Annotated in this window: 17 protein-coding genes; 15 read left to right on the top strand and 2 right to left on the bottom strand. The window is 45.0% G+C overall.

The features are described from left to right. Positions 1–2 precede the first annotated feature (2 nt). From ubiE to MN200_RS01890, 15 genes are all read left to right on the top strand, one after another. Positions 3–947 carry a bifunctional demethylmenaquinone methyltransferase/2-methoxy-6-polyprenyl-1,4-benzoquinol methylase UbiE gene (gene ubiE / locus MN200_RS01960; RefSeq protein WP_242759987.1) on the top strand — a complete coding sequence of 315 codons (945 nt, stop codon included), beginning with the start codon at positions 3–5 and terminating at the stop codon, positions 945–947. Between the two features lie 23 nt (positions 948–970). After that, positions 971–1,642 (top strand): hypothetical protein, encoded by a 672-nt coding sequence (locus MN200_RS01955; RefSeq protein ID WP_183173608.1) that lies wholly within the window; start codon positions 971–973, stop codon positions 1,640–1,642. A gap of 12 nt (positions 1,643–1,654) precedes the next feature. Beyond that, on the top strand, positions 1,655–3,274 hold the full coding sequence (locus MN200_RS01950) for an AarF/UbiB family protein (protein ID WP_004692684.1): 1,620 nt from the start codon (positions 1,655–1,657) through the stop codon (positions 3,272–3,274). A gap of 163 nt (positions 3,275–3,437) precedes the next feature. Continuing rightward, entirely contained in the window at positions 3,438–4,514 is a 1,077-nt protein-coding gene (locus MN200_RS01945; RefSeq protein WP_126038486.1) for a patatin-like phospholipase family protein, read from the top strand. Between the two features lie 72 nt (positions 4,515–4,586). Then, positions 4,587–4,763, top strand: coding sequence for a hypothetical protein (locus MN200_RS01940; protein WP_004692686.1), 177 nt, complete (start codon positions 4,587–4,589; stop codon positions 4,761–4,763). A gap of 12 nt (positions 4,764–4,775) precedes the next feature. Next, positions 4,776–6,062, top strand: coding sequence for an NAD(P)/FAD-dependent oxidoreductase (locus MN200_RS01935; protein ID WP_242759985.1), 1,287 nt, complete (start codon positions 4,776–4,778; stop codon positions 6,060–6,062). A gap of 189 nt (positions 6,063–6,251) precedes the next feature. Beyond that, positions 6,252–7,034, top strand: coding sequence for a bifunctional phosphoribosyl-AMP cyclohydrolase/phosphoribosyl-ATP diphosphatase HisIE (hisIE, locus tag MN200_RS01930; RefSeq protein WP_004978775.1), 783 nt, complete (start codon positions 6,252–6,254; stop codon positions 7,032–7,034). A gap of 11 nt (positions 7,035–7,045) precedes the next feature. Further along, positions 7,046–8,548: an AAA family ATPase gene (locus MN200_RS01925; RefSeq protein ID WP_004692691.1), complete on the top strand. Its 1,503-nt coding sequence runs from the start codon at positions 7,046–7,048 to the stop codon at positions 8,546–8,548. A gap of 38 nt (positions 8,549–8,586) precedes the next feature. Further along, complete coding sequence (locus MN200_RS01920; RefSeq protein ID WP_242759984.1) at positions 8,587–9,951, top strand: AAA family ATPase; 1,365 nt, start codon at positions 8,587–8,589, stop codon at positions 9,949–9,951. Positions 9,952–10,313: 362 nt separating this feature from the next. After that, entirely contained in the window at positions 10,314–13,154 is a 2,841-nt protein-coding gene (locus tag MN200_RS01915) for a monovalent cation/H+ antiporter subunit A (RefSeq protein WP_058868800.1), read from the top strand. A gap of 1 nt (position 13,155) precedes the next feature. Beyond that, complete coding sequence (locus MN200_RS01910) at positions 13,156–13,521, top strand: Na+/H+ antiporter subunit C (protein ID WP_004692695.1); 366 nt, start codon at positions 13,156–13,158, stop codon at positions 13,519–13,521. Beyond that, positions 13,521–15,329 carry a monovalent cation/H+ antiporter subunit D gene (locus MN200_RS01905; RefSeq protein WP_058868799.1) on the top strand — a complete coding sequence of 603 codons (1,809 nt, stop codon included), beginning with the start codon at positions 13,521–13,523 and terminating at the stop codon, positions 15,327–15,329. Before MN200_RS01910 ends, MN200_RS01905 begins: the two co-directional genes overlap by 1 nt. A 2-nt stretch (positions 15,330–15,331) precedes the next feature. Next, positions 15,332–15,853: a Na+/H+ antiporter subunit E gene (locus MN200_RS01900; RefSeq protein WP_004692699.1), complete on the top strand. Its 522-nt coding sequence runs from the start codon at positions 15,332–15,334 to the stop codon at positions 15,851–15,853. Next, a complete protein-coding gene (locus tag MN200_RS01895) occupies positions 15,850–16,125 on the top strand; it encodes a monovalent cation/H+ antiporter subunit F (RefSeq protein WP_058868798.1) in 276 nt (91 codons plus the stop codon). The genes MN200_RS01900 and MN200_RS01895 overlap by 4 nt, the downstream gene beginning before the upstream one ends. Positions 16,126–16,136: 11 nt before the next feature. Beyond that, positions 16,137–16,535 carry a Na+/H+ antiporter subunit G gene (locus tag MN200_RS01890; protein ID WP_004692702.1) on the top strand — a complete coding sequence of 133 codons (399 nt, stop codon included), beginning with the start codon at positions 16,137–16,139 and terminating at the stop codon, positions 16,533–16,535. Positions 16,536–16,917: 382 nt separating this feature from the next. Here MN200_RS01890 and MN200_RS01885 read toward each other — a convergent pair whose 3' ends face one another. Then, on the bottom strand, positions 16,918–17,322 hold the full coding sequence (locus tag MN200_RS01885) for a ribosome-binding factor A (RefSeq protein ID WP_004978763.1): 405 nt from the start codon (positions 17,320–17,322) through the stop codon (positions 16,918–16,920). Beyond that, entirely contained in the window at positions 17,322–20,021 is a 2,700-nt protein-coding gene (gene infB, locus MN200_RS01880) for a translation initiation factor IF-2 (RefSeq protein ID WP_005400936.1), read from the bottom strand. The genes MN200_RS01885 and infB overlap by 1 nt, the downstream gene beginning before the upstream one ends. Positions 20,022–20,030 lie beyond the last annotated feature (9 nt).

Raw genomic sequence — 20,030 nt, 5'->3', positions numbered from 1 at the left:
CCATGTCGAATGAAAATCAAACGCCTACCGCTACTCAAGAGTTGGCACAAAACACAGACAAAGTGAGTCCATTTTTAACTGAACCATTACCCCAAGGCACAGCGCAAGGTCAGCAAAAATCATTACAACAACAGTTGACTGATACCCCAGTAACGGGTTCTGTACCCAAATACAATCTTCCTCGCGGTGCCAATACAGGCAACGTCGGCAGTACCACACACTTTGGTTACCAGACGGTGAGCAGCGAAGATAAAGCGCAAAAAGTGGCGGAAGTTTTCCACTCGGTTGCCAGCAAATACGACATTATGAATGACTTGATGTCTTTTGGTATTCACCGTCTATGGAAACGCTTTGCGATCAATATGTCAGGGGTACGTCGTGGTCAACACGTGCTAGATATTGCTGGCGGGACAGGCGACTTGGCTAAAGTGTTTAGCCGCGAAGTTGGCCCTACAGGTCATGTAGTACTTTCAGACATTAATGAATCGATGTTGAATGTGGGTCGAGATCGTTTAATCGATGCTGGCTGCACCAATGTTGACTTCGTATTAGCCAATGCTGAAACCCTCGAGCCATTTGAAGACAACAGCTTTGACCTACTCACGATCTCGTTTGGTCTACGCAATGTGACCGATAAAGATGCAGCACTTGCAGCGATGTACCGCGTGCTTAAGCCAGGTGGTCGCCTACTGGTATTAGAGTTCTCTAAACCTGTGTTTGAACCATTTTCAAAACTGTACGATCTATATTCGTTCACTGCACTGCCGATCATGGGCAAAATTATTGCCAATGACTCAGAAAGCTATAAATATTTAGCCGAGTCCATTCGTATGCACCCAGACCAACGCACGCTAAAAGGCATGATGGAAAATGCAGGCTTCCAAAACTGTGACTATCACAACCTGACAGGCGGTATCGTTGCTGTACACCGTGGTTTTAAACTTTAAAATTAAACGTTTAAGGGCAAATTATGTGGTCGATTCTGGCACTCGGTGCAATTGAACGATTAATTCATCATGTGATTAATTTGGATGCGATCACTCGCATCCAGCTCAATGAACTACAAGGCAAGATGTTACGTGTGGTGATCGCATCCCCGCAACTGTCTGTAGATGTGTTCTTTGACCAAGCCAAAGTGCGCTTAGAACCTACCGTTACAGGGCATAGTGAAACAGCGTCCATTTTCGAACAACGCCCTTTTGACCAAGCTCAATCTCACACCGCTGCAACCGCCACTTTAACGGTGGCCAATGTGGTTGAGCTGCTCAAGCTATTACTGGCGGATGATGTCGGCACTATCCCGCTCCAAGGCGATTATCACCTTCTGCAAGATATTCAACGGATTATGCAACACGCTGAGCCTGACTTGGCTGCGCATTTAAGCCCGTGGATTGGCCCAAGTTTGGCGCATGAATTGGCCAAAATCCAACTGGCACCGAAGCACATCAAACAGGCCTTACAAAGTCATTTGTTTTTTGCTGAAGATGCCTTGAAAGAAGACAGTGGTCTATTTGCCCCGCGTTGGCAAATGGATGATCTGCATCAAGATACCCGTATTTTTAATCAAAACTTAGATCGTGCCGAAGCCAAAATTCAACAGCTTCAAGCACAGATTGACACTCAAGACTCAACTCAGGACTAGGTATTTACATATATGATTCCGCATGTTTCACGTTTACTCGAACTTTGGCGCATTGCCGCGCACTATAGACTCGACACGTTGTTTCCTGCGGAAGAATTGCCTGAAAAAGCGCGCCATGCGCTGGGTGTAATTCGTATGCACCCTGCGGCATGGTCCAGTCGTGAACGAAAAAATCCACTGAAGCTCAAACAAGCTTTAGAGGAAATGGGACCACTAGCGATTAAAATGGGACAGTTGCTGTCTACTCGTCGTGACCTAATTCCACCTGAAGTACTACAGCAACTGGTTTTACTCCAAGACCGTGTCAAACCGTTTGGTTCTGATGTGGCGAAAATGCGCATTCAAGACTCACTGAAAGCCGATGTAAACACGCTGTTTGCTCGCTTCGACGAACAACCCTTGGCAGCAGCCTCGATTGCTCAAGTACATACGGCCGCTTTACATGATGGTCGCGAAGTGGTGGTGAAAGTCACCCGTCCCGCTATTCGTAGTCAAATTTTACAAGACTTTGAAATTTTAGAATGGCTAGGTGATTTTCTAGAAAAACGCCTAGAAGCCGCGCGTGCACTGCACTTATCTGAAATTATTCAGGACTATCGTCAGGTCATTTTAAATGAACTGGATTTGACTTTAGAAGCCGACAACACCCGTCGTATGCGCCATTATTTTACAGGCTCAAGCATGATGTATGTGCCTGAAGTCTATATGGATAGCAAAGACGTGATGGTGGCTGAACGCATTACTGGCGTCCCCATTTCAGATATTGAAACCTTCGAAAAGCTGGGAATGGATCGTAAAGATCTGGCGGAAAAAGGCTTAACCATTTTCTTTACCCAAGTCTTCCGTGACAACTTTTTTCATGCCGACATGCATCCAGGCAATGTCTTCGTTGAAACCCTAAACCCAAGCCAACCCCGCTATATTGCACTAGACTGTGCCATTATGGGTGAGTTGTCGAAGCACGACCAAATGACCGTGGCACGTATGCTGCTTGCGGTCATGAACAGCGACTTTATGCAACTGATTCAAATCGTGCATCAAGCTGGTTGGATTCCACCGGGCACAGACCAAGATGCACTAGCACGTGAAATGCGTCGCACGGTCGGGCCAATGGTGTCCAAACCTATGCATGAATTGGACTTCGCGGGCATTTTGATTCAAGTGATGGATATTGCACGACGCTTCCATTTGGAAATTCCGCCACAACTGATGCTGCTGCTTAAAACCCTCGTACATGTTGAAGGTTTAGGGACTGACCTTTATCCAGAGCTGGACATTTGGAGTTTGGCAAAGCCAATCCTGACCGATTGGATCAAAGCGCAAATGAATCCACAAAAGAACCTAAAAGAGCTGGGACAAAAAATTCCAGATTTACTTTTAGGGGCACAAGACTTCCCAACGCTGTTGGTCGATAGCTTAAATGGTCTCAAAAACCAATCAGCCTGGCATGCTAAACAGCTCAATGAACTACAAAGCATGCGCCTACAAATGGAGCATCAGCAAAAACGCAGTTGGATTTTTGGCAGTCTCATGGCCATTTTGCTGTCGATTGCGATTATCTCGCCTTGGTTTATTTCAGTGATTTTAATTGTACTCACCAGCTTATTGGCAGTATGGCGCGTGTTTAAATAGACGCTTCCTGCTGTATTAAAAGCCTGAGTCTCTCAGGCTTTTTTTATGTTTAACTTCTATGTAGGAAGTGACTCCCAAGTCATTATTGGATCACTTTCGCCAATGTGCTCGTTCTCTCGCCAGTTAAAATGACAATACATATTGTCTATTTTGAATGATCACGATGACTCAAATCCTGCATAAACACCCTCCAGCTTTAAGCATTCGTGCAGGTAAATTAGCACGTCAACTCATTCAAAGCGAAGGCTTACAAGCTGAGCAGGTCGATATTGTACCCGGTGCCGCAGGTGGGCCCAAAGGGATCGGGATTCAAGGTTTAGACCAAGCTATTTTTGGTGAATTCTTTGCTCGTGCGCCGCAAAGACGGACTTTGATTGGTTCGTCCATTGGCAGTTGGCGCTTTGCCAGCATCTTAGCGCACGGTGCAAAAGCAGGTACCGAACGTTTAGGTGAACTCTATACCAATCTCTATTTTGACAAAAAAATGCAGCGTCAAGAAGTCAGTGATATTTGCCGTGGCATGCTGCTCGACTTGGTGCAAGGCAAAGAAGCGGAATTGGTCAATCATCCCGATTACCACCTCGCGGTACTGTCGATTAAGGCTCAACACATCTTCCAAAGTGACCAAGTTCTCCCGCTCTTGGCCTCTGTGGCAGGTATCATCGGCACAACCGCTGTTGCGCGAAAGCATAGTCGCCACTTTATGCAACGAGTGATTAGTCAGCCCAGCAATGGCAAACAATTTAAAGTAGAAGATGATTTCCTCACTCATTATCACAGCCTCACCGCTGCAAACGTTCTGCCTTGGTTGATTGCCTCAGCCTCTATTCCAGGCGTGATGGCCGCGATTCGTGATATTCCAGATGCACCACAAGGCAGTTATCGTGATGGTGGTCTGATTGACTATCACATCGATCTGCCTTTTGAGAGTCAAGGCATTGTGCTTTATCCACACTTTACGGACAGCATTACGCCCGGTTGGTTTGATAAGCTGTTTAAACGTCACGCCAATCCTGAAAATCAAGCCCGTACGCTGCTATTGTCCCCATCCCAAGACTATTTACAGAGCTTACCTTTAGGACGCCTGCCCGATCGTAAAGATTTCACACTCAAAGGGCTCGACCAAAAACAGCGCATTCAAATGTGGAACCAATGTATTTCTGAAAGTCAGCGCTTAGGCGATGAGTTCTTGGAAATGGTGGAAAAACAGCATTTTGCACAGGTCATACAAGATTTATAAACAAAATTTGCGCATGAATGTAATCTTGTTTAATCTGACCAAATAAAGAAAAATCGAGATTACATTTTTTCTATGCTAACAATAATTTCAAGTGAACAAGAAAAGTATGCTCAAATTATTGAATTACAAAATGAATCATGGGAAAAAAGTATTATTGCAAGCTCGTTAGAGGATTCCATTCAAATCAACATCGACCAATTAAAAAAACCTGATGATATTCGTCATGCATTCATTTTAGACAATGGTTAAATCATTCGATCTATGATTTCTAATCACCCACTCCACTTCGCCATCATCGGTGCAGGAACCGCAGGGTTAGCCACTGCTATTTTACTGGCTCGACAAAATATTCAAGTCAGTATTTTAGAGAAAGCCTCAGAACTTGAACCTGTCGGAGCAGGACTGTTACTTCAGCCCTCTGGTTTAGCTGTTTTTGAGCATTTAGGCCTTTTAGATGAGATTTTAAGACTGGGTGCAAAAGTCACTGGGCTCAAAGGTCAGTTACCGAATGGAAATTTACTGGTCAATAGCCATTATCAACAAGCGCATCCTGATTTTTATGGTGTAGGTATCCACCGAGCAACTCTATGCCATGTTTTAGAAAATAAATGCCGTGAATATCCTGAACTCATTACATGGTATATGAATACCAACATTCAAAAATTAGAAGAAACATCCAATCAAGTCCGAGTTTTGGGTACAAAAGATGGTGAATCATTTGATCAAGCTTTTGATGCTGTGATCATTGCCAATGGCGCACGCAGCCTTTTAAGACCGAAAGAATGGGTAAAGGTTGATCAAGCTTATCCTTGGGGAGCGAAATGGACGATTGTTCCTGAATGCCTTGAATTAGATACAGAAATTTTACATCAGTTTCATGATCGATCTAAAATCATGATGGGCATCTTACCAACCGGTACAGTTCCACATGAACCCAACCAAAGACTAACGAGTGTATTTTGGAGTCTTCCAAGCCATCAACTGAATAGCTTTCTACACAACTCACAAGCTCATTCCGACTGGTTAAACCAAGTGTCTAAACGGTGGAAACCTGCTGCGGATTGGTTAGAACAAGTCATTGCCCAGCCTGAAAAAAAATCACAATGGTTGACTGCAAATTATCGTGATGTGGTGCTGTCTAAGTTTGGTGAGGGTCGTATTGGTGTGATTGGTGATGCAGCACATGCGATGAGTCCACAACTGGGGCAAGGTGCAAATATGGCCCTTTTAGATGCATGGGCTTTGGGGCAAGCGGTTCAAAGCGCAAGAAAAAATGAAGCCCTTGATTATGTCCAACTCTGGCAAACTTATCATCAACACCGTCAAAGTTCGACGGCGTTCTATCAATTTTTAAGTCGTTTACTCACACCACTTTACCAATCTGACCTATGGTGGGCAGGTGGTTTACGTGATTTAAGCTTTGCTTGGATGTATCGAATCCCCTATTTCCGTAAAGAAATGGCGGTGACGATTTCAGGTTTAAAATTAGGCATGTTCAGTCAAATGAACTATCGGGATATTGCAAAACAAAACAATCATTCTGTGTAGAATGCGATGACAATCATCGTCATCCGCTTTGGATGGGTGACTGATGGTTGAATTTCTAAAATATATCAATTAAGCCGCTGTGAGATAACTGTAGAAAGTTTCTCCTCTATTCTGTTTAAATCACGTAGACTATAGCGCGCTACGTTAACATCGTAACACTCTCAATATTTATTCGCTTGGTGAAATCTTATGAACAATTTGCAATGGCTCGATGAAGTAAAATTTAACGAACAAGGTTTAGTCCCTGCCATTGCACAGCATCACCAAACGGGACGTGTCTTGATGGTTGCATGGATGAACCGTGAAGCTTTGGCTTTGACGGCTGAGAAAAACCAAGCCGTATATTTCTCTCGTTCACGCAACAAGTTATGGCACAAAGGCGAAGAATCTGGGCATTTTCAAACCGTACATGAAATTCGTCTCGACTGCGATGCCGATGTAATTGTGCTGCAAATTGAACAGCACGGCGGAATTGCCTGTCACACAGGGCGTGAATCATGCTTCTACCGTAAACTCACGCCAAATGGCTGGGAAATTGTGGATGCACAGCTCAAAGACCCGAACGCGATTTATGGCGAAAAATCGAAAAATCCACATACATTGGCAATGAATGCCTCAACGGCTCAGTCTGAGCAAGTTGAAGTTTTGTCCTACCTCGGTCAAATGATGGCTGAGCGTAAAGCAGCTGATCCTGACTCGTCTTATGTCGCGAAGCTGTATCATAAAGGTCTCAACAAAATTTTAGAAAAAGTCGGTGAAGAAGCGGTTGAAACCATTATCGCGGCTAAGGATTTTAAATCTGAAGCCAATGAAGACCATAAAAATGATTTGATCTATGAAGTGGCAGATCTTTGGTTCCATACGATTGTGGTTTTAGGCTATTTCGACTTAGACCCTCAAGTGGTTCTTAATGAATTGGCACGTCGTCAAGGGCTTTCTGGTTTGCTTGAAAAAGCCAACCGCAGCCACTAAGTTTATTGCCTGTGTCGAATATCATCAAACCGAGCGCGACTTATGAGCAAGCCATTGCCATTGATAACGCGCGTCTGGGCAAATCGTTTAAAGTGATTGCCTATGCAGGCACAGGTAAAACCACCACACTGCAAATGATTAGCGATGCTATGCCGCAAAGACGTGGCATGTATTTAGCGTTCAACAAAGCCATTGCCAGCGAAGCGCAAACGAAGTTTCATGGCAATGTCGACTGCCGAACCTTTCACTCGCTTGCTTTTCGCAGTGTTCCACGTGGAGTGACGGACAAACTTCGTCTGCCTCGTTTAAGTCCGAGTTTTATTGCCAAAGAATACCGCCTTGAACCCATCACCCTAAGACGGATGATGGGCGGACGTTATGAAAAATATGTGTTGATGCCATCACGCTTGGCCAGCCTTGTGGCGAATGCTGTGAGTCACTTCTGTTCAACCAGTTCTCAGTATCCTGCACCGCGACATTTACAAGCACCGAGTTGGTTACATCCCGATGATATCGATTCACTACAAAAGCACCTCTACCCTGCCATTGAACGTCGTTGGTTAGAGTCCATCGATCCCAATCATCAAGCTGGGATTGGTCACGATATTTATTTAAAACTGTGGGCGTTGTCTGAACCCAATATCCCAAGTGACTATGTGTTGTTTGATGAAGCACAAGATGCCGATCCGCTGATGTTGGGCATCTTACTGAAGCAGCGTAATACACAAGTGATCTATGTCGGAGATGCACACCAACAGATTTATGCATGGCGCGGCGCAGTCAATGCCATGCAACAACTGCCTTTGCCTGAGTCCCGTCTCACCACCTCGTTCCGTTTTGGTGAAGAGATTGCATTGCATGCCAATGCTATTTTAGGCGCATTGAATGAAACCGTGCCGCTCATGGGCAACCCTCTGCTCAACTCCAAAGTGGTCAACAAACCCCATACCAAAATGCGCGATGCGATTTTATGTCGCACCAATGCGCGCGCCATGGAACTGCTGCTTTCAGGATTAGTTCATGGCGACAAAGTCAGCCTACAAGCCGACCATGTCAAACTGAACCGCTTTGTCGATGCCGCAGCGATGCTCAAACAAGGCAAGCGCGTCACCGATGTGCCTGAACTGGCCTGGTTTAATTCTTGGCATGATGTACATGAATACTGCGAAACCAATGACGGCAGTGACATCAAACCTTTAGTGAAATTGGTGGATGATCATGGCACCGATCCACTCAAAAAAGCCCTTGCAAAGATTACGCCGATTGAACAAGCGGATTATATTATTTCCACCGCACACAAAGCCAAAGGCTTAGAGTGGAACCGCGTTCACATCGAAGATGATTATCAGTTTAAGGTCAACGACAAAGACCATAAAATTAGTGATGAAGAGTTAAGACTGCTTTACGTGGCCTGTACACGTGCTAAAGTAAGTTTAAATATCCATCACATTTACGACCTGATGCAACAGCTGAAAAAACAAATGCCAAGCTCATTACGTAAAGTTGTTGGATAGTCGAATGTAAAAATAGTCACAACCGCTGCGGGTGTTCTATGAAAATTCAATCGATTCACCTGAAACACATCCTGCATTTTGCTGACCTTAAAGTCGATTTTTCTTATCACGATAAACCCGTCACTTTAATTTTAGGCGATCAAGCCTCAGGCAAGACCTCGATCTTACGTTTTAGCTATCAGGCTCTGACTTGGTTTGCGGCCCGTTATAAAGATTTACGCTCTGCAGGTGTGGTGATGTTAGATCACGATATTATGCTGAACCGCCTACAGTCCAAAATTGATATTCAAGTTGCTGTGCCCGCTGAGCTGTATGATCTCAAACCTACGGCAGCCGATACTGCGCCCGAACCCTATACATGGCAACTCTACAAAACCTTAAACCAACAAGGAATTGGCATCAGCCGAGTTGAAACCTTGGAACTCGAACAACTGGTCAATCTATATCAGCAGGCAACGCTACAAGATCCACTGCAAGGTTTGCCGTTGATTGCGTATTATCCTGCGGAACGTTTTGTCAATGAAATGAATATTCTCAGCAAGAACAATCCCCTGATTTTCCAACATGCACATGCCTATGAAATTTCAGCTATTCCCTATACCACCTTTGCGCGCTTCTTTGAGTGGTTTCGTGAAATCAGCGATATTGAAAATGCGCAAACTGCACAGTTTTTACAAACGATATTGCATCAGCCCAAAAGCATGCCACCCGATATTCCCTTAAGCTATAAACTGGCTCAGGCTCAAGCACATATCCAGTCGCCCAGCCTACAAGCACTCAAGCAAGCGTTAGCAACCGTTCTGCCCGAAATAGAAGATATTTATCTGCAATATCATCCCAAGTTACAACTGATGGTGCGCTACCATGGCAACATCATGCTCTATCAACAGCTTTCCAATAGTATTCGCAACTGGGTGGCGCTCGTTGGCGATATTGTGCGACGTTTATGCCTACTCAATCCTGAAAGCCTATTCCCCTGTTTAGAAGGTGACGGCGTACTGTTGATTGATGCGATTGATCATCAATTGGATCAAAATATGGCGCAAGTCATGTTAAAACGTTTAAATCAGGCTTTTCCTCGACTACAAATTATCGCCTCAGGCAACCGAAGTGAGTTGCTGGAACAAGCCAGTGAGTTTCAATGCCTCAAACTGGAAAATAAGCAATTAAGTCCCATCCAACTCGAACCACTGCAACATCAGTTCGATGTGATTTACCAAAACCTTGCCAATCATGAAGCGACGAGTGGAAGCACCGAACCGATTGCGGCTGAACCCCAAGATTTAAGTGTGGCTGAATTATTCACACAGATTCAACAGCAACTCTCTCCCGAACAGCAACAGCATTTGATTGCTTTACTCAGTGCTGAGGATGATGCTTCATCGGCAAATCCATTAACTTAGCCTGCTTAATAAACATAGCCATTTAAACCCTCAAAAACAGGCGACCAACGGTCGCTTTTTTTACATTTCTTGCACTGAGAAAGTGCCTGTCATCCACCAAGAAACAACCATCACGCGTATAATGTTTTGCGTCAGCGCAAAAAAGATTGATGTTGTTTTAGTCATGTTATATGATCGGTTTTACTTGCAAATTTCTAACTGAAATCGGATTTTGCTATAACGCTTCATGAGTTGCGCAACACAACTTCATTATTTTTAAATTTCACATTGGCTTTCAAGATTGAGACTCTTGGGCTGCTCTTTGCAGTCCTGTAATCCTTGAAAGATGAGATTCACCAATAGGTTTTGACCTATTCACGACAATGGAAACGAGTGTGCTACCGATTATTATATTGTTACCGTTAATACTTGGCACAACCCTTGTCTCATTACTGAAGCAGAGCTCACGCAGGCTAACCGCCTTCGCAGCTGTTGGGGTCAGTATGACAAGTTTAGGCTTATTACTGACCCAAGCACGAGAGGTGTTTAATGGCGCTGTCATTACGCAGTCGTGGTCATGGTTGCCGCAGCTTGGAATTGACTTCAGCTTCCGTCTAGACGCATTAGGCCTCCTCTTTGCCTTACTGATTAGTGGCATCGGGACGCTCATTTATATTTATGCCTATTTTTATTTAGGCCCAAAAAATTCTCTCAACAAACTCTATCTACTGCTGATGTTGTTCATGGCAGCCATGCTCGGAATTTCACTCTCCAATAATTTAATATTACTCCTCGTTTTTTGGGAGTTGACCAGTATCTCCTCATTTCTGTTGGTCGGTTATTGGAGCAATTACGACGCGGCGCAACGTGGCTCACGCATGGCATTGACCATTACGGGTATGGGCGGATTAGCCATGCTAGGTGGTTTCATCTTGCTCGGCCAAATCACAGGCACCTACGAGATTGATCAAATCTTGACGATGACAGCGCAGATTCAAAGTCATGCGTTATTTGTTCCTACGTTGCTGCTGATTTTACTCGGTGCTTTTACCAAAAGTGCGCAATTTCCATTCCATTTTTGGTTACCCAACGCGATGGCAGCCCCTACCCCCGTGTCTGCTTATTTACACTCAGCAACCATGGTAAAAGCGGGCATTTTCTTGGTGGCACGACTATTACCCATTTTTGCAGGTGCGGCACTGTTCCATAATTTGGTCACCTTTATTGGCCTATTTACCCTGTGTATGGCTGCGTTTTTTGCCATCTTTAAAGAAGACCTGAAAGGTTTATTGGCCTATTCAACCATCAGCCATCTCGGCTTGATCATGTGTCTCTTGGGAATCGGATCACCATTGGCTGTGGCTGCGGCTATTTTCCATATTATTAACCATGCCACCTTTAAAGCAGCGCTGTTCATGATCGCAGGTATTATCGATCATGAGTCAGGCACACGTGATTTACGCAAGCTTAGTGGGTTATGGCAACTGTTGCCTTATACAGCCACTTTGACGATGGTCACTGCAGCATCAATGGCCGGCGTGCCCTTGACCAACGGTTTCTTATCTAAAGAAATGTTCTTTACTGAACTGCTTAGCAATCTGTCTGGTCCTGTGCTGATCTGCTCGGCGATTGTCGCGACACTGGCGGGGATTTTTGCAGTGGCTTACTCCGTGCGTTTGGTGCATGGGGTTTTCTTCGATGGCCCAGTGGGCAAACAAGTTCCGAACAAAGATGCACATGAGCCACCTTTTGGCATGCGTGCACCCGCTACTTTACTGGCGATTCTATGTATTTTAGTCGGCTTATTCCCTGCCCTTTTGGTTGAAAACATCGTCAACAGCACAGCACGCGCCAGCACCCAAGTGATGGACTTTGAAGGCGCACATCTTGCCCTATGGCATGGTTTTAACATGCCATTATTGATGAGCGTGATTGCATCGATTGGCGGTCTGATTTTCTATTTCAGTCTCGCGAAGGGTAGCAAAATTCGAGAAATTGATCTCGATCCATACCTAGGTCGTCTACAAGGTCGAGTTGCCTTTGATTTATTCCTTAAGTCACTCCTGCTCAACTCGCGCAAATTTAAACGCTGGACTGAAAACGGTAAATTACAAAGCTATATTCTTTGGATTGTGGTCTTCAGTATTGCCATAGTCTCACTTCCATTTTTAGGACAAGGGCTGACCACAGGTACCCGTGAACTCACCCATGCCCCTGCTTTAGCGGTCGTACTATGGCTACTGTTATTCTCTTCGTGCTGGATGATGTTGTGGTTCCACCACGAACGGATTAAAGCAGTATTGATCAGTGGCGCGATTGGTTTAGTCGTGACTATGGTCTTTATCTGCTTCTCTGCACCTGATTTGGCCTTGACACAAATCACCGTCGACGTGGTCACCACCGTACTGTTATTAATGAGTTTATCGCTCTTACCGCAACTCACTCCCTATGAGTCGAGTGTCTCACGTCGTTGGCGAGATGCCCTCATTGCAATAGGCGGCGGGCTCGGCATTGCATGGATCACATGGCTCATCTTGACCCGTGATCACAACTCCATTTCATGGTTCTTCATGCAGCAGTCGATTCCATTAGGCGGCGGAACCAACGTGGTCAACGTGATTTTGGTCGACTTCCGTGGTTTCGATACCTTCGGTGAAATTACCGTCCTCGGCATCGCAGGCATTGGTGCACTGTGCTTAATGGATGGTATGCGTACCCACGGCACCACCATGACTCAAGGTCTCAGTTACCGTTTTAATCCCTCTCCGTTGATGCTTCGTATCACTGCGTCTTGGATTTTACCTATTGCCTTGGTGGTCAGTCTGTATATTTTCCTGCGTGGACACAATCTGCCTGGGGGCGGTTTTATCGCAGGTCTAATTACCGCTTTGGCCTTGATTATTCAGTACATGGCACTCGGTCAGGATCATGCAGAACAACTGCTCAAAGCCAAGTCTGGTCGTTTGTATGAAATCTGGATTGGAACAGGTCTGGTCATTGCAGGATTAACAGGCTTAGGCGCATGGTTCTGGGGACGTCCCTTCCTCACCAGTGCACACTTTTATGTGTCGCCACCGATCTTAGGCGAAATGCACCTAGCGACAGCTGCACTGTTCGATGTAGGGGTCTATATCACGGTCGTAGGTGCGACCATGCTACTTATTTCAGTACTCGGGGACTCGCGTCACTCTAGTATGTCTGGTCCAATACCAAAGGGGGATTAATATGATTAGTTTAGAACTGTTACTTGCCTCCGCTATTGGTCTGTTGACTGCCACAGGCATCTATCTGATTTTACGTGCCCGTACCTTCCCTGTGGTACTTGGCTTGGCCATGATTGGTTATGCCGTCAATTTATTTTTATTTGCCATGGGGCGACTTCAACTTAATGCACCCGCGGTACTCACGGAAGCCAGCAAAGCCACTGATCCTTTGCCACAAGCCTTGGTGTTAACCGCGATTGTGATTGGCTTTGCTACCACGGCGTTTATTGTACAACTGGCTTTACGCAGTCGTTATGAAACAGGAACCGACCACGTTGACTCTAAAGAAGAAATACCACAAATTGACCCACGTGAGGATGAGCCATAATGAATGACCTCATCCAATTTTGGACCGAACACACCCCAATTTTTAGTATTTTAATTCCTGCCATTACTGCCTTTATTTTGGTATTACTGGGTAATCCAGGATCAGGTTCTTTAGCACAAGACTGGCGACAACCGTGGCGTCGAGGCATCAGTTATACCTCTGGCCTGTTGGGCTTATTTACAGCGGTCAACTATCTGATCTTTGCCAGCTCAGGGCAAATCAGTGTTTATAACCTTGGTGAATGGACAGCACCATTTGGTATTGTTTTGGTCCTCGACCAACTGTCTGCCCTGATGTTGGTTTTAACCTACGGCTTGGCTGTTCCAGTGATGTGGTTTGCCAGCAAAGAATGGGATGAACGTGGCCGTTATTTCCATGCCATGTGCCATTTCCTACTGATGGGTTTAACCGGTGCCTTCCTAACAGGCGACTTATTTAACCTGTTTGTATTCTTTGAAATTTTATTGATGGCCTCCTATGTCCTGTTACTGCATGGCCAAGGCAAAGCGCGTTTTCAACTCGGCATTCACTATGTCACTATTAACTTGTTGGCATCAGCTCTGTTTCTGATTGGTCTGGGTATGATTTACGGCAGCGTCGGCAGCCTCAATATGGCGGATGTTGCACGTTTGATGCCTCTATTAGAAGGTGATCAACATCGCATTGCTGTTGCTGGTGGGCTGTTGTTGTTTACAGTCTTTGGCATTAAAGCAGCCATGCTACCTGTCGGTTTTTGGCTACCGAAAACCTATGCGGTCGCGACCACTCCTGTGGCGGCACTGTTCACCATCATGACCAAAGTCGGTATTTATGCCATTTTACGTGTTAATGGCACCGTATTTGACGATGCCATTAGCCGTGAAATCCTGCAATACATTCTATTGCCGATTGGTTTAATTACCTCAGTCTATGGTGTGATTGGCGCGATGGGCGCAGAACGCTTACGTCGTTTCATTGGCTTTATGATTTTGTCTTCTGTGGGCACGATTTTAATCGCCATTTCCCTATTCAATACCTTGGCATGGGCAGCGGCATTGTATTATTTGGTGCACAGTACCATTATTGCGGCAGCTTTCTACATTTTAAGTGGTTGGATTACCTCTCAACGTGGTGAGTTTAAAGACCACTTTAAAATTGCACCGCAAATGAAACAGCATAAGGTGGTGGCGTTAACCTATTTCACCATTGCCTTGATGATGGCAGGTTTACCGCCCTTTAGTGGCTTCTTAGGTAAAGTGTTTATTCTTCAAGCCACCGCACACTCACCGTATCAATTGCTGATTATTGTGACCATTTTAGTGGTGAGCTTGTTGAGTATTATTGCGTTTACACGTGTAGGTTTCGTGATTTTTTGGCGCGCAACTAAACCAGAAGACAACCCGAATGAAGCTGCTTATGCGGTGTACCAAGCTTTGCCTGAACAAGCACCGAAGCGCAATGACAAAACCATCTATCTCTTGTTGGTCGGTTTAATGGCTTATATGGTGTTTGCAGGTCCAATTCAAAAGTACACTTACCAAACGGCTGAGCAAATCCAAAATAATGTGCTCTATGAACAAACTTTGCTCAAAACTGATGAGCATGGGCAAACCATTAGCGTACAACCTTTCGACAGCGAAAATTTACCTGAAACCAAATATGGTGGCGAACGGGTGGATCCGAATGCACATTTGATTCCATATTTAATTTCAGAAGAAACACTGGAAGGCGAACATATTTCAGAATACAAAAAACGCCAAATGCAACAGCAACAACAGGCTGAAGTGAATCCCAATGCTGAAAGCCTACAACCGATGGTGGAGCCTTAAACATGAAAAAAACGTCGTTTTTGGAACGTTGGTTACCCCACCCTTTTGTCTCGGTGATTGTTGCGCTGAGCTGGGTAATGTTGGCACATAGTGTCGACGCAGCCAGCTTAGTGATGGCATTTTTACTGGCTATTTTTATTCCGCGTCTGATCAGACCATTCATTACTTATACTCCAAATATTGAATGGAAAGCGGCGGTGAAACTATTTTTTGTGGTGTTATACGACATTGTGATGTCGAATATTCAAGTGGCTAAATTGGTCCTCGGCCCAATTGATCGTCTACAACCCAAATGGTTTCGCGTTCCGCTGGAAACACAACATGAGGAAGTAAACACCTTACTGGCGATGATTATTACCACTACACCAGGCACTGTTTCAGCAGGCATCGATCAAGATCGTGGGGACATTTTAGTTCACGCCCTCAGCACCGATGATGAAAATGCCGAGATTGAAAATATCAAAGCGCGTTATGAAAAACCGTTGATGCAAATTTTTGGTGTCGAAGCAGGAGACAAAGCATGACTATTTTGCCTTATGCCCTCGGGATTTGTTTAATCGCGGTCACCATTTCAATGTTGCTGTGCCTAATTCGTTTAATTATCGGCCCATCAATTGTAGACCGACTCTTAGCACTCGATACACTCTTTTTAAATGCAATCTGCCTCATTATTATTTTAGGCATTTACTGGGTCAGCACTTCATTATTTGAAGGTGCGCTATTGGTTGCGATGCTCGGCTTTGTCTCTACAGCCGCTTTAGCACGCTACTTCACCTCAGGTCATGTGATTGACTAGGAGCAAGATCGATGCAACTTACGATGGAAATTTTAGTCTCCATTTTTCTCATGATCGGCACTTTCTTCATGCTGGTCGGAGGGATTGGAATGGTGCGCCTGCCCGATTTATTCATGCGCCTGCACGCTCCAACCAAATCAAGCACCTTAGGCTTAGGGAGCTTCTTGATCGCGGCAATGATCTATTCTGCATTTCAAGGACGCTTTGGTTTTGCTGAGCTGTTATTAACGCTGTTTGCCTTCTTAACTGCACCTGTATCGGCAAATTTGATGGCGCAAGCGGCGCTACATTTGCGCTTACGCTCGCTGAGCGGTGACGTTCCAGAAGCACTCAACCGTCCACTTCCTTGGCAACGTACTCGTCGCAGAGCTTTTAGCAATAAGCATGAAGACACTGAACATCGTCTTTAAATGCTTGTGTCCTTAAAGATATAAAAATAAATACATTTCTAGCGCTTCAGCACTGACATGGTGGTGTTGCGCTAATTTGAACATCGTACTAATGATAAGGTTCAAACTTATTGGATGGTGTCACATCCAGTACATTGACCAATATAGGTGGGCTGATCAATCTACTCAAAATTAAAATGATCAAAGTCTTCCCCCTAGTGAATCATTGCCCATATCAATCCAGTTCACAGCAACTTGATGGTCAAAATAATCCCTAAAAGCTCAACCCCCTATTCCCCTATCATAATCCTATGCAATATCGCTCAAGTCTTAATCTAGCTCCAGCCATTACTCCGCATAAAAAAGCCACCCGAAGGTGGCTTTTTGATTCAGTTAGACTGAATTATTCATCATCTTTGTTTGCTTCATCAGCGGGTAAATCCTTTACTGCTTCAGCAATCAGGCCAAACATATAGTTACCATATGCATTGGTTTTATCGTAATGGAAACGCAGACGGGGTGTAATACGTGTCTTAATACGACGGCCGAGTTCGTGACGCAAGAAACCAGATGCTTTGTTCAGCACATCTAGCGTTTCTTTATTGGCTGCTTCACTTTGCTCATCGCCAAGCTCACGGCCCATCACAGTCACATATACTTCAGCATAACCTAAGTCTGGACTAACCTTCACTGCAGAGATGGTCACAAGACCACCTAAGCGTGGATCTTTCAACTCTTGACGAATCAGTTCAGACAACTCACGTTGTACTGTATCCGCCATGCGCTTAAGACGTTGACTACCCGCCATTAAAGACTCCGTTTGATCAATTGAACATCATAGACTTCGATCTTGTCTTTTTCTTTGATGTCTTTATAACCTTTAACCGCAAGACCACATTCCATACCTGCACGAACTTCTTCAACCACTTCTTTATAGCGACGAAGTGACTCAAGCTCACCTTGGAACACAACCACGTCATCACGAAGGACACGAATTGGTTTATTACGGTGTAACATACCTTCAAGTACCATACAGCCTGCTGCTGCACCAAACTTACTTGAGTGGAACACTTCACGTACTTCAGCCACACCCAGAATTGTTTCACGGTGTTCAGGCGCAAGCTTACCGCTCATCGCTGCTTTCACATCATCAATCAATTGATAGATGATTGAGTAGTAACGAATATCGATACCGTCAGCATCCGCTTTTTGACGCGCTGCGTTATCCGCACGTACGTTAAAGCCAAGAAGTACCGCTTCAGAAGATTCAGCCAGTGTCACGTCAGATTCGGTGATCGCACCAACACCTGAGCCAATAACACGGACTTTAACTTCGTCTGTTGCAAGGTCAGCAAGAGCAACGTGTAATGCTTCCAATGTACCACGTACATCAGTTTTCAACACCACATTGACGATAGGCACATCTTTCTTGCCCATAGACGCCATGATATTTTCAAGACGCATTGCGCTTTGACGCTCAAGACGTTTTTGACGTTCACGATCCATACGCGCATCGGCAACTTCACGTGCTTTCTTCTCGTCATTCACAACAAGAACTTCATCACCCGCCATTGGAGCTTCAGGCAGACCTAAAATTTCAACTGGAATTGAAGGACCAGCTGATTGAATACGTTTACCGTTTTCATCTGTCATCGCACGTACGCGACCATAAGATGCGCCGGCAAGAACAAGGTCACCTACTTTCAATGTACCGTTTTGAACAAGGATAGACGTTACCGCACCACGGCTGTTGTCTACACGTGCTTCAATCACGACACCTTGAGCAGCACCTTCTTCAGATGCTTTCAACTCCAGTAATTCAGCTTGGATTGAAATAATATCTAGAAGCTCATCTATACCTTGACCTGTGTGTGCTGAAACCATTGCAACAGGAACGTCACCGCCCCATTGTTCAGGCACAATTTCTTTCACAGTCAATTCATTTAATACGCGATCTGGATCAGCAGATTCTTTATCCATCTTGTTGATTGCAACAATAATCGGCGTACCTGCAGCACGTGCGTGATCAATCGCTTCAGCTGTTTGTGGCATTACACCATCATCCGCTGCAACAACTAGAACGACGATATCCGTTGCTTTCGCACCACGTGAACGCATTGCAGTAAATGCTGCGTGTCCCGGAGTATCTAGGAAAGTAATGATACCCTTGTCCGTTGTAACGTGGTAAGCACCGATATGCTGTGTAATACCACCTGCTTCGCCTTGTGCCACTTTAGCACGACGAATGCGGTCAAGTAACGATGTCTTACCATGGTCGACGTGGCCCATGATAGTCACAACAGGAGGACGAGTCGTTTGAGCGCCACGTGCTTCTTCTGCTGCTTCCAGTAAGTTATCTTCAGCTTGTGTATCCGATACAAGAACTGGGTTATGGCCCATTTCTTCTACGATTAATGCCGCAATTTCTTGATCAATCGCTTGGTTTTGAGTCACAAGCTCACCCATTTTCATGAGTGACTTAATTACTTCACGTACCTTAACTGCCATTTTCGCAGCCAAGTCAGCAACCACAATGGTTGAACCAATTTCAACATCATAAACTTGCTTTTTAACCGGTTTTTCAAAGCCATGCTTGTTTGCAGAGCTTGTTTTTAAACCACGTTTATGCGAGTTATCACGGAAAGATTGCTCTTCACCACGACGACCACCTTTCTTCGGTGCGCGTGTAGCTGGCGTATTGGTACCACGTTTGATTTCGCGGTCTTCTTTCGCAAATGAGTCTTCATATGCTTGACCAACCAGACCCGCAGCAAGTGGAGAATCATCCACTACACGAATGGTCGCAGTTGCATCTTCGTTTGAATACTTAGATGCCATTTGACGCATTTGTTCAAGTGTACGTTGCTGCGCTTCTTCAGCTGCCTTACGACGTGCTGCTTCTTCAGTCGCTTTTAATTGAGCGGCTTGAGCTTCACGTGCTTTTTTCTGTTCAGGTGTTTCAACAACTTTAACTTGTGCTTTAACCACAGGCTTATTGTTTGATTTACGCTTCACAACTACCGCAGCTTTTGCTACTTCTTGCTTCGTCGTTTCTTGCTTTGCAGCAGCACGCATCGCTTCAAAGTTTGCAGCCGCTTTATTTACTACTGGAGTTTCAGCTTTTGGTTCAACCATAGCTTGAACGTTCGCACGAGCTTGTTGCTCAGCTTGCGCTTTTGCCAAAGCTTCCGCTTTAATTTGTTCTGGATCTGGCTTGGTAAATGTATGTTTCTTGCGAACTTCTACATTAATCGTTTTTGCCTTACCTGATGTACTCGCTACTTTAGCGGTACTGGTCGTTTTACGTTTCAACGTGATTTTTCCTGCCTGACCATCGTCTTGACCATGAATTTTCTTCAAATGGTGCACGAGGGCATCTTGTTGTTCAGTAGAGATTATATCGTCCGATTTACGCTGTGGTAAACCAGCATCACGAACCTGCTCTAGGAGCTTCTCAACAGGGCGGTTCACACTGAGAGCTAACTCTTGTATCGTCTTATCCGTCATGTAGATCTC

The sequence above is a fragment of the Acinetobacter sp. LUNF3 genome, from assembly GCF_022699605.1.
Classification (GTDB): Bacteria; Pseudomonadota; Gammaproteobacteria; order Pseudomonadales; family Moraxellaceae; genus Acinetobacter; species Acinetobacter johnsonii.
This window is presented reverse-complemented; position numbering and strand designations above follow the sequence as displayed.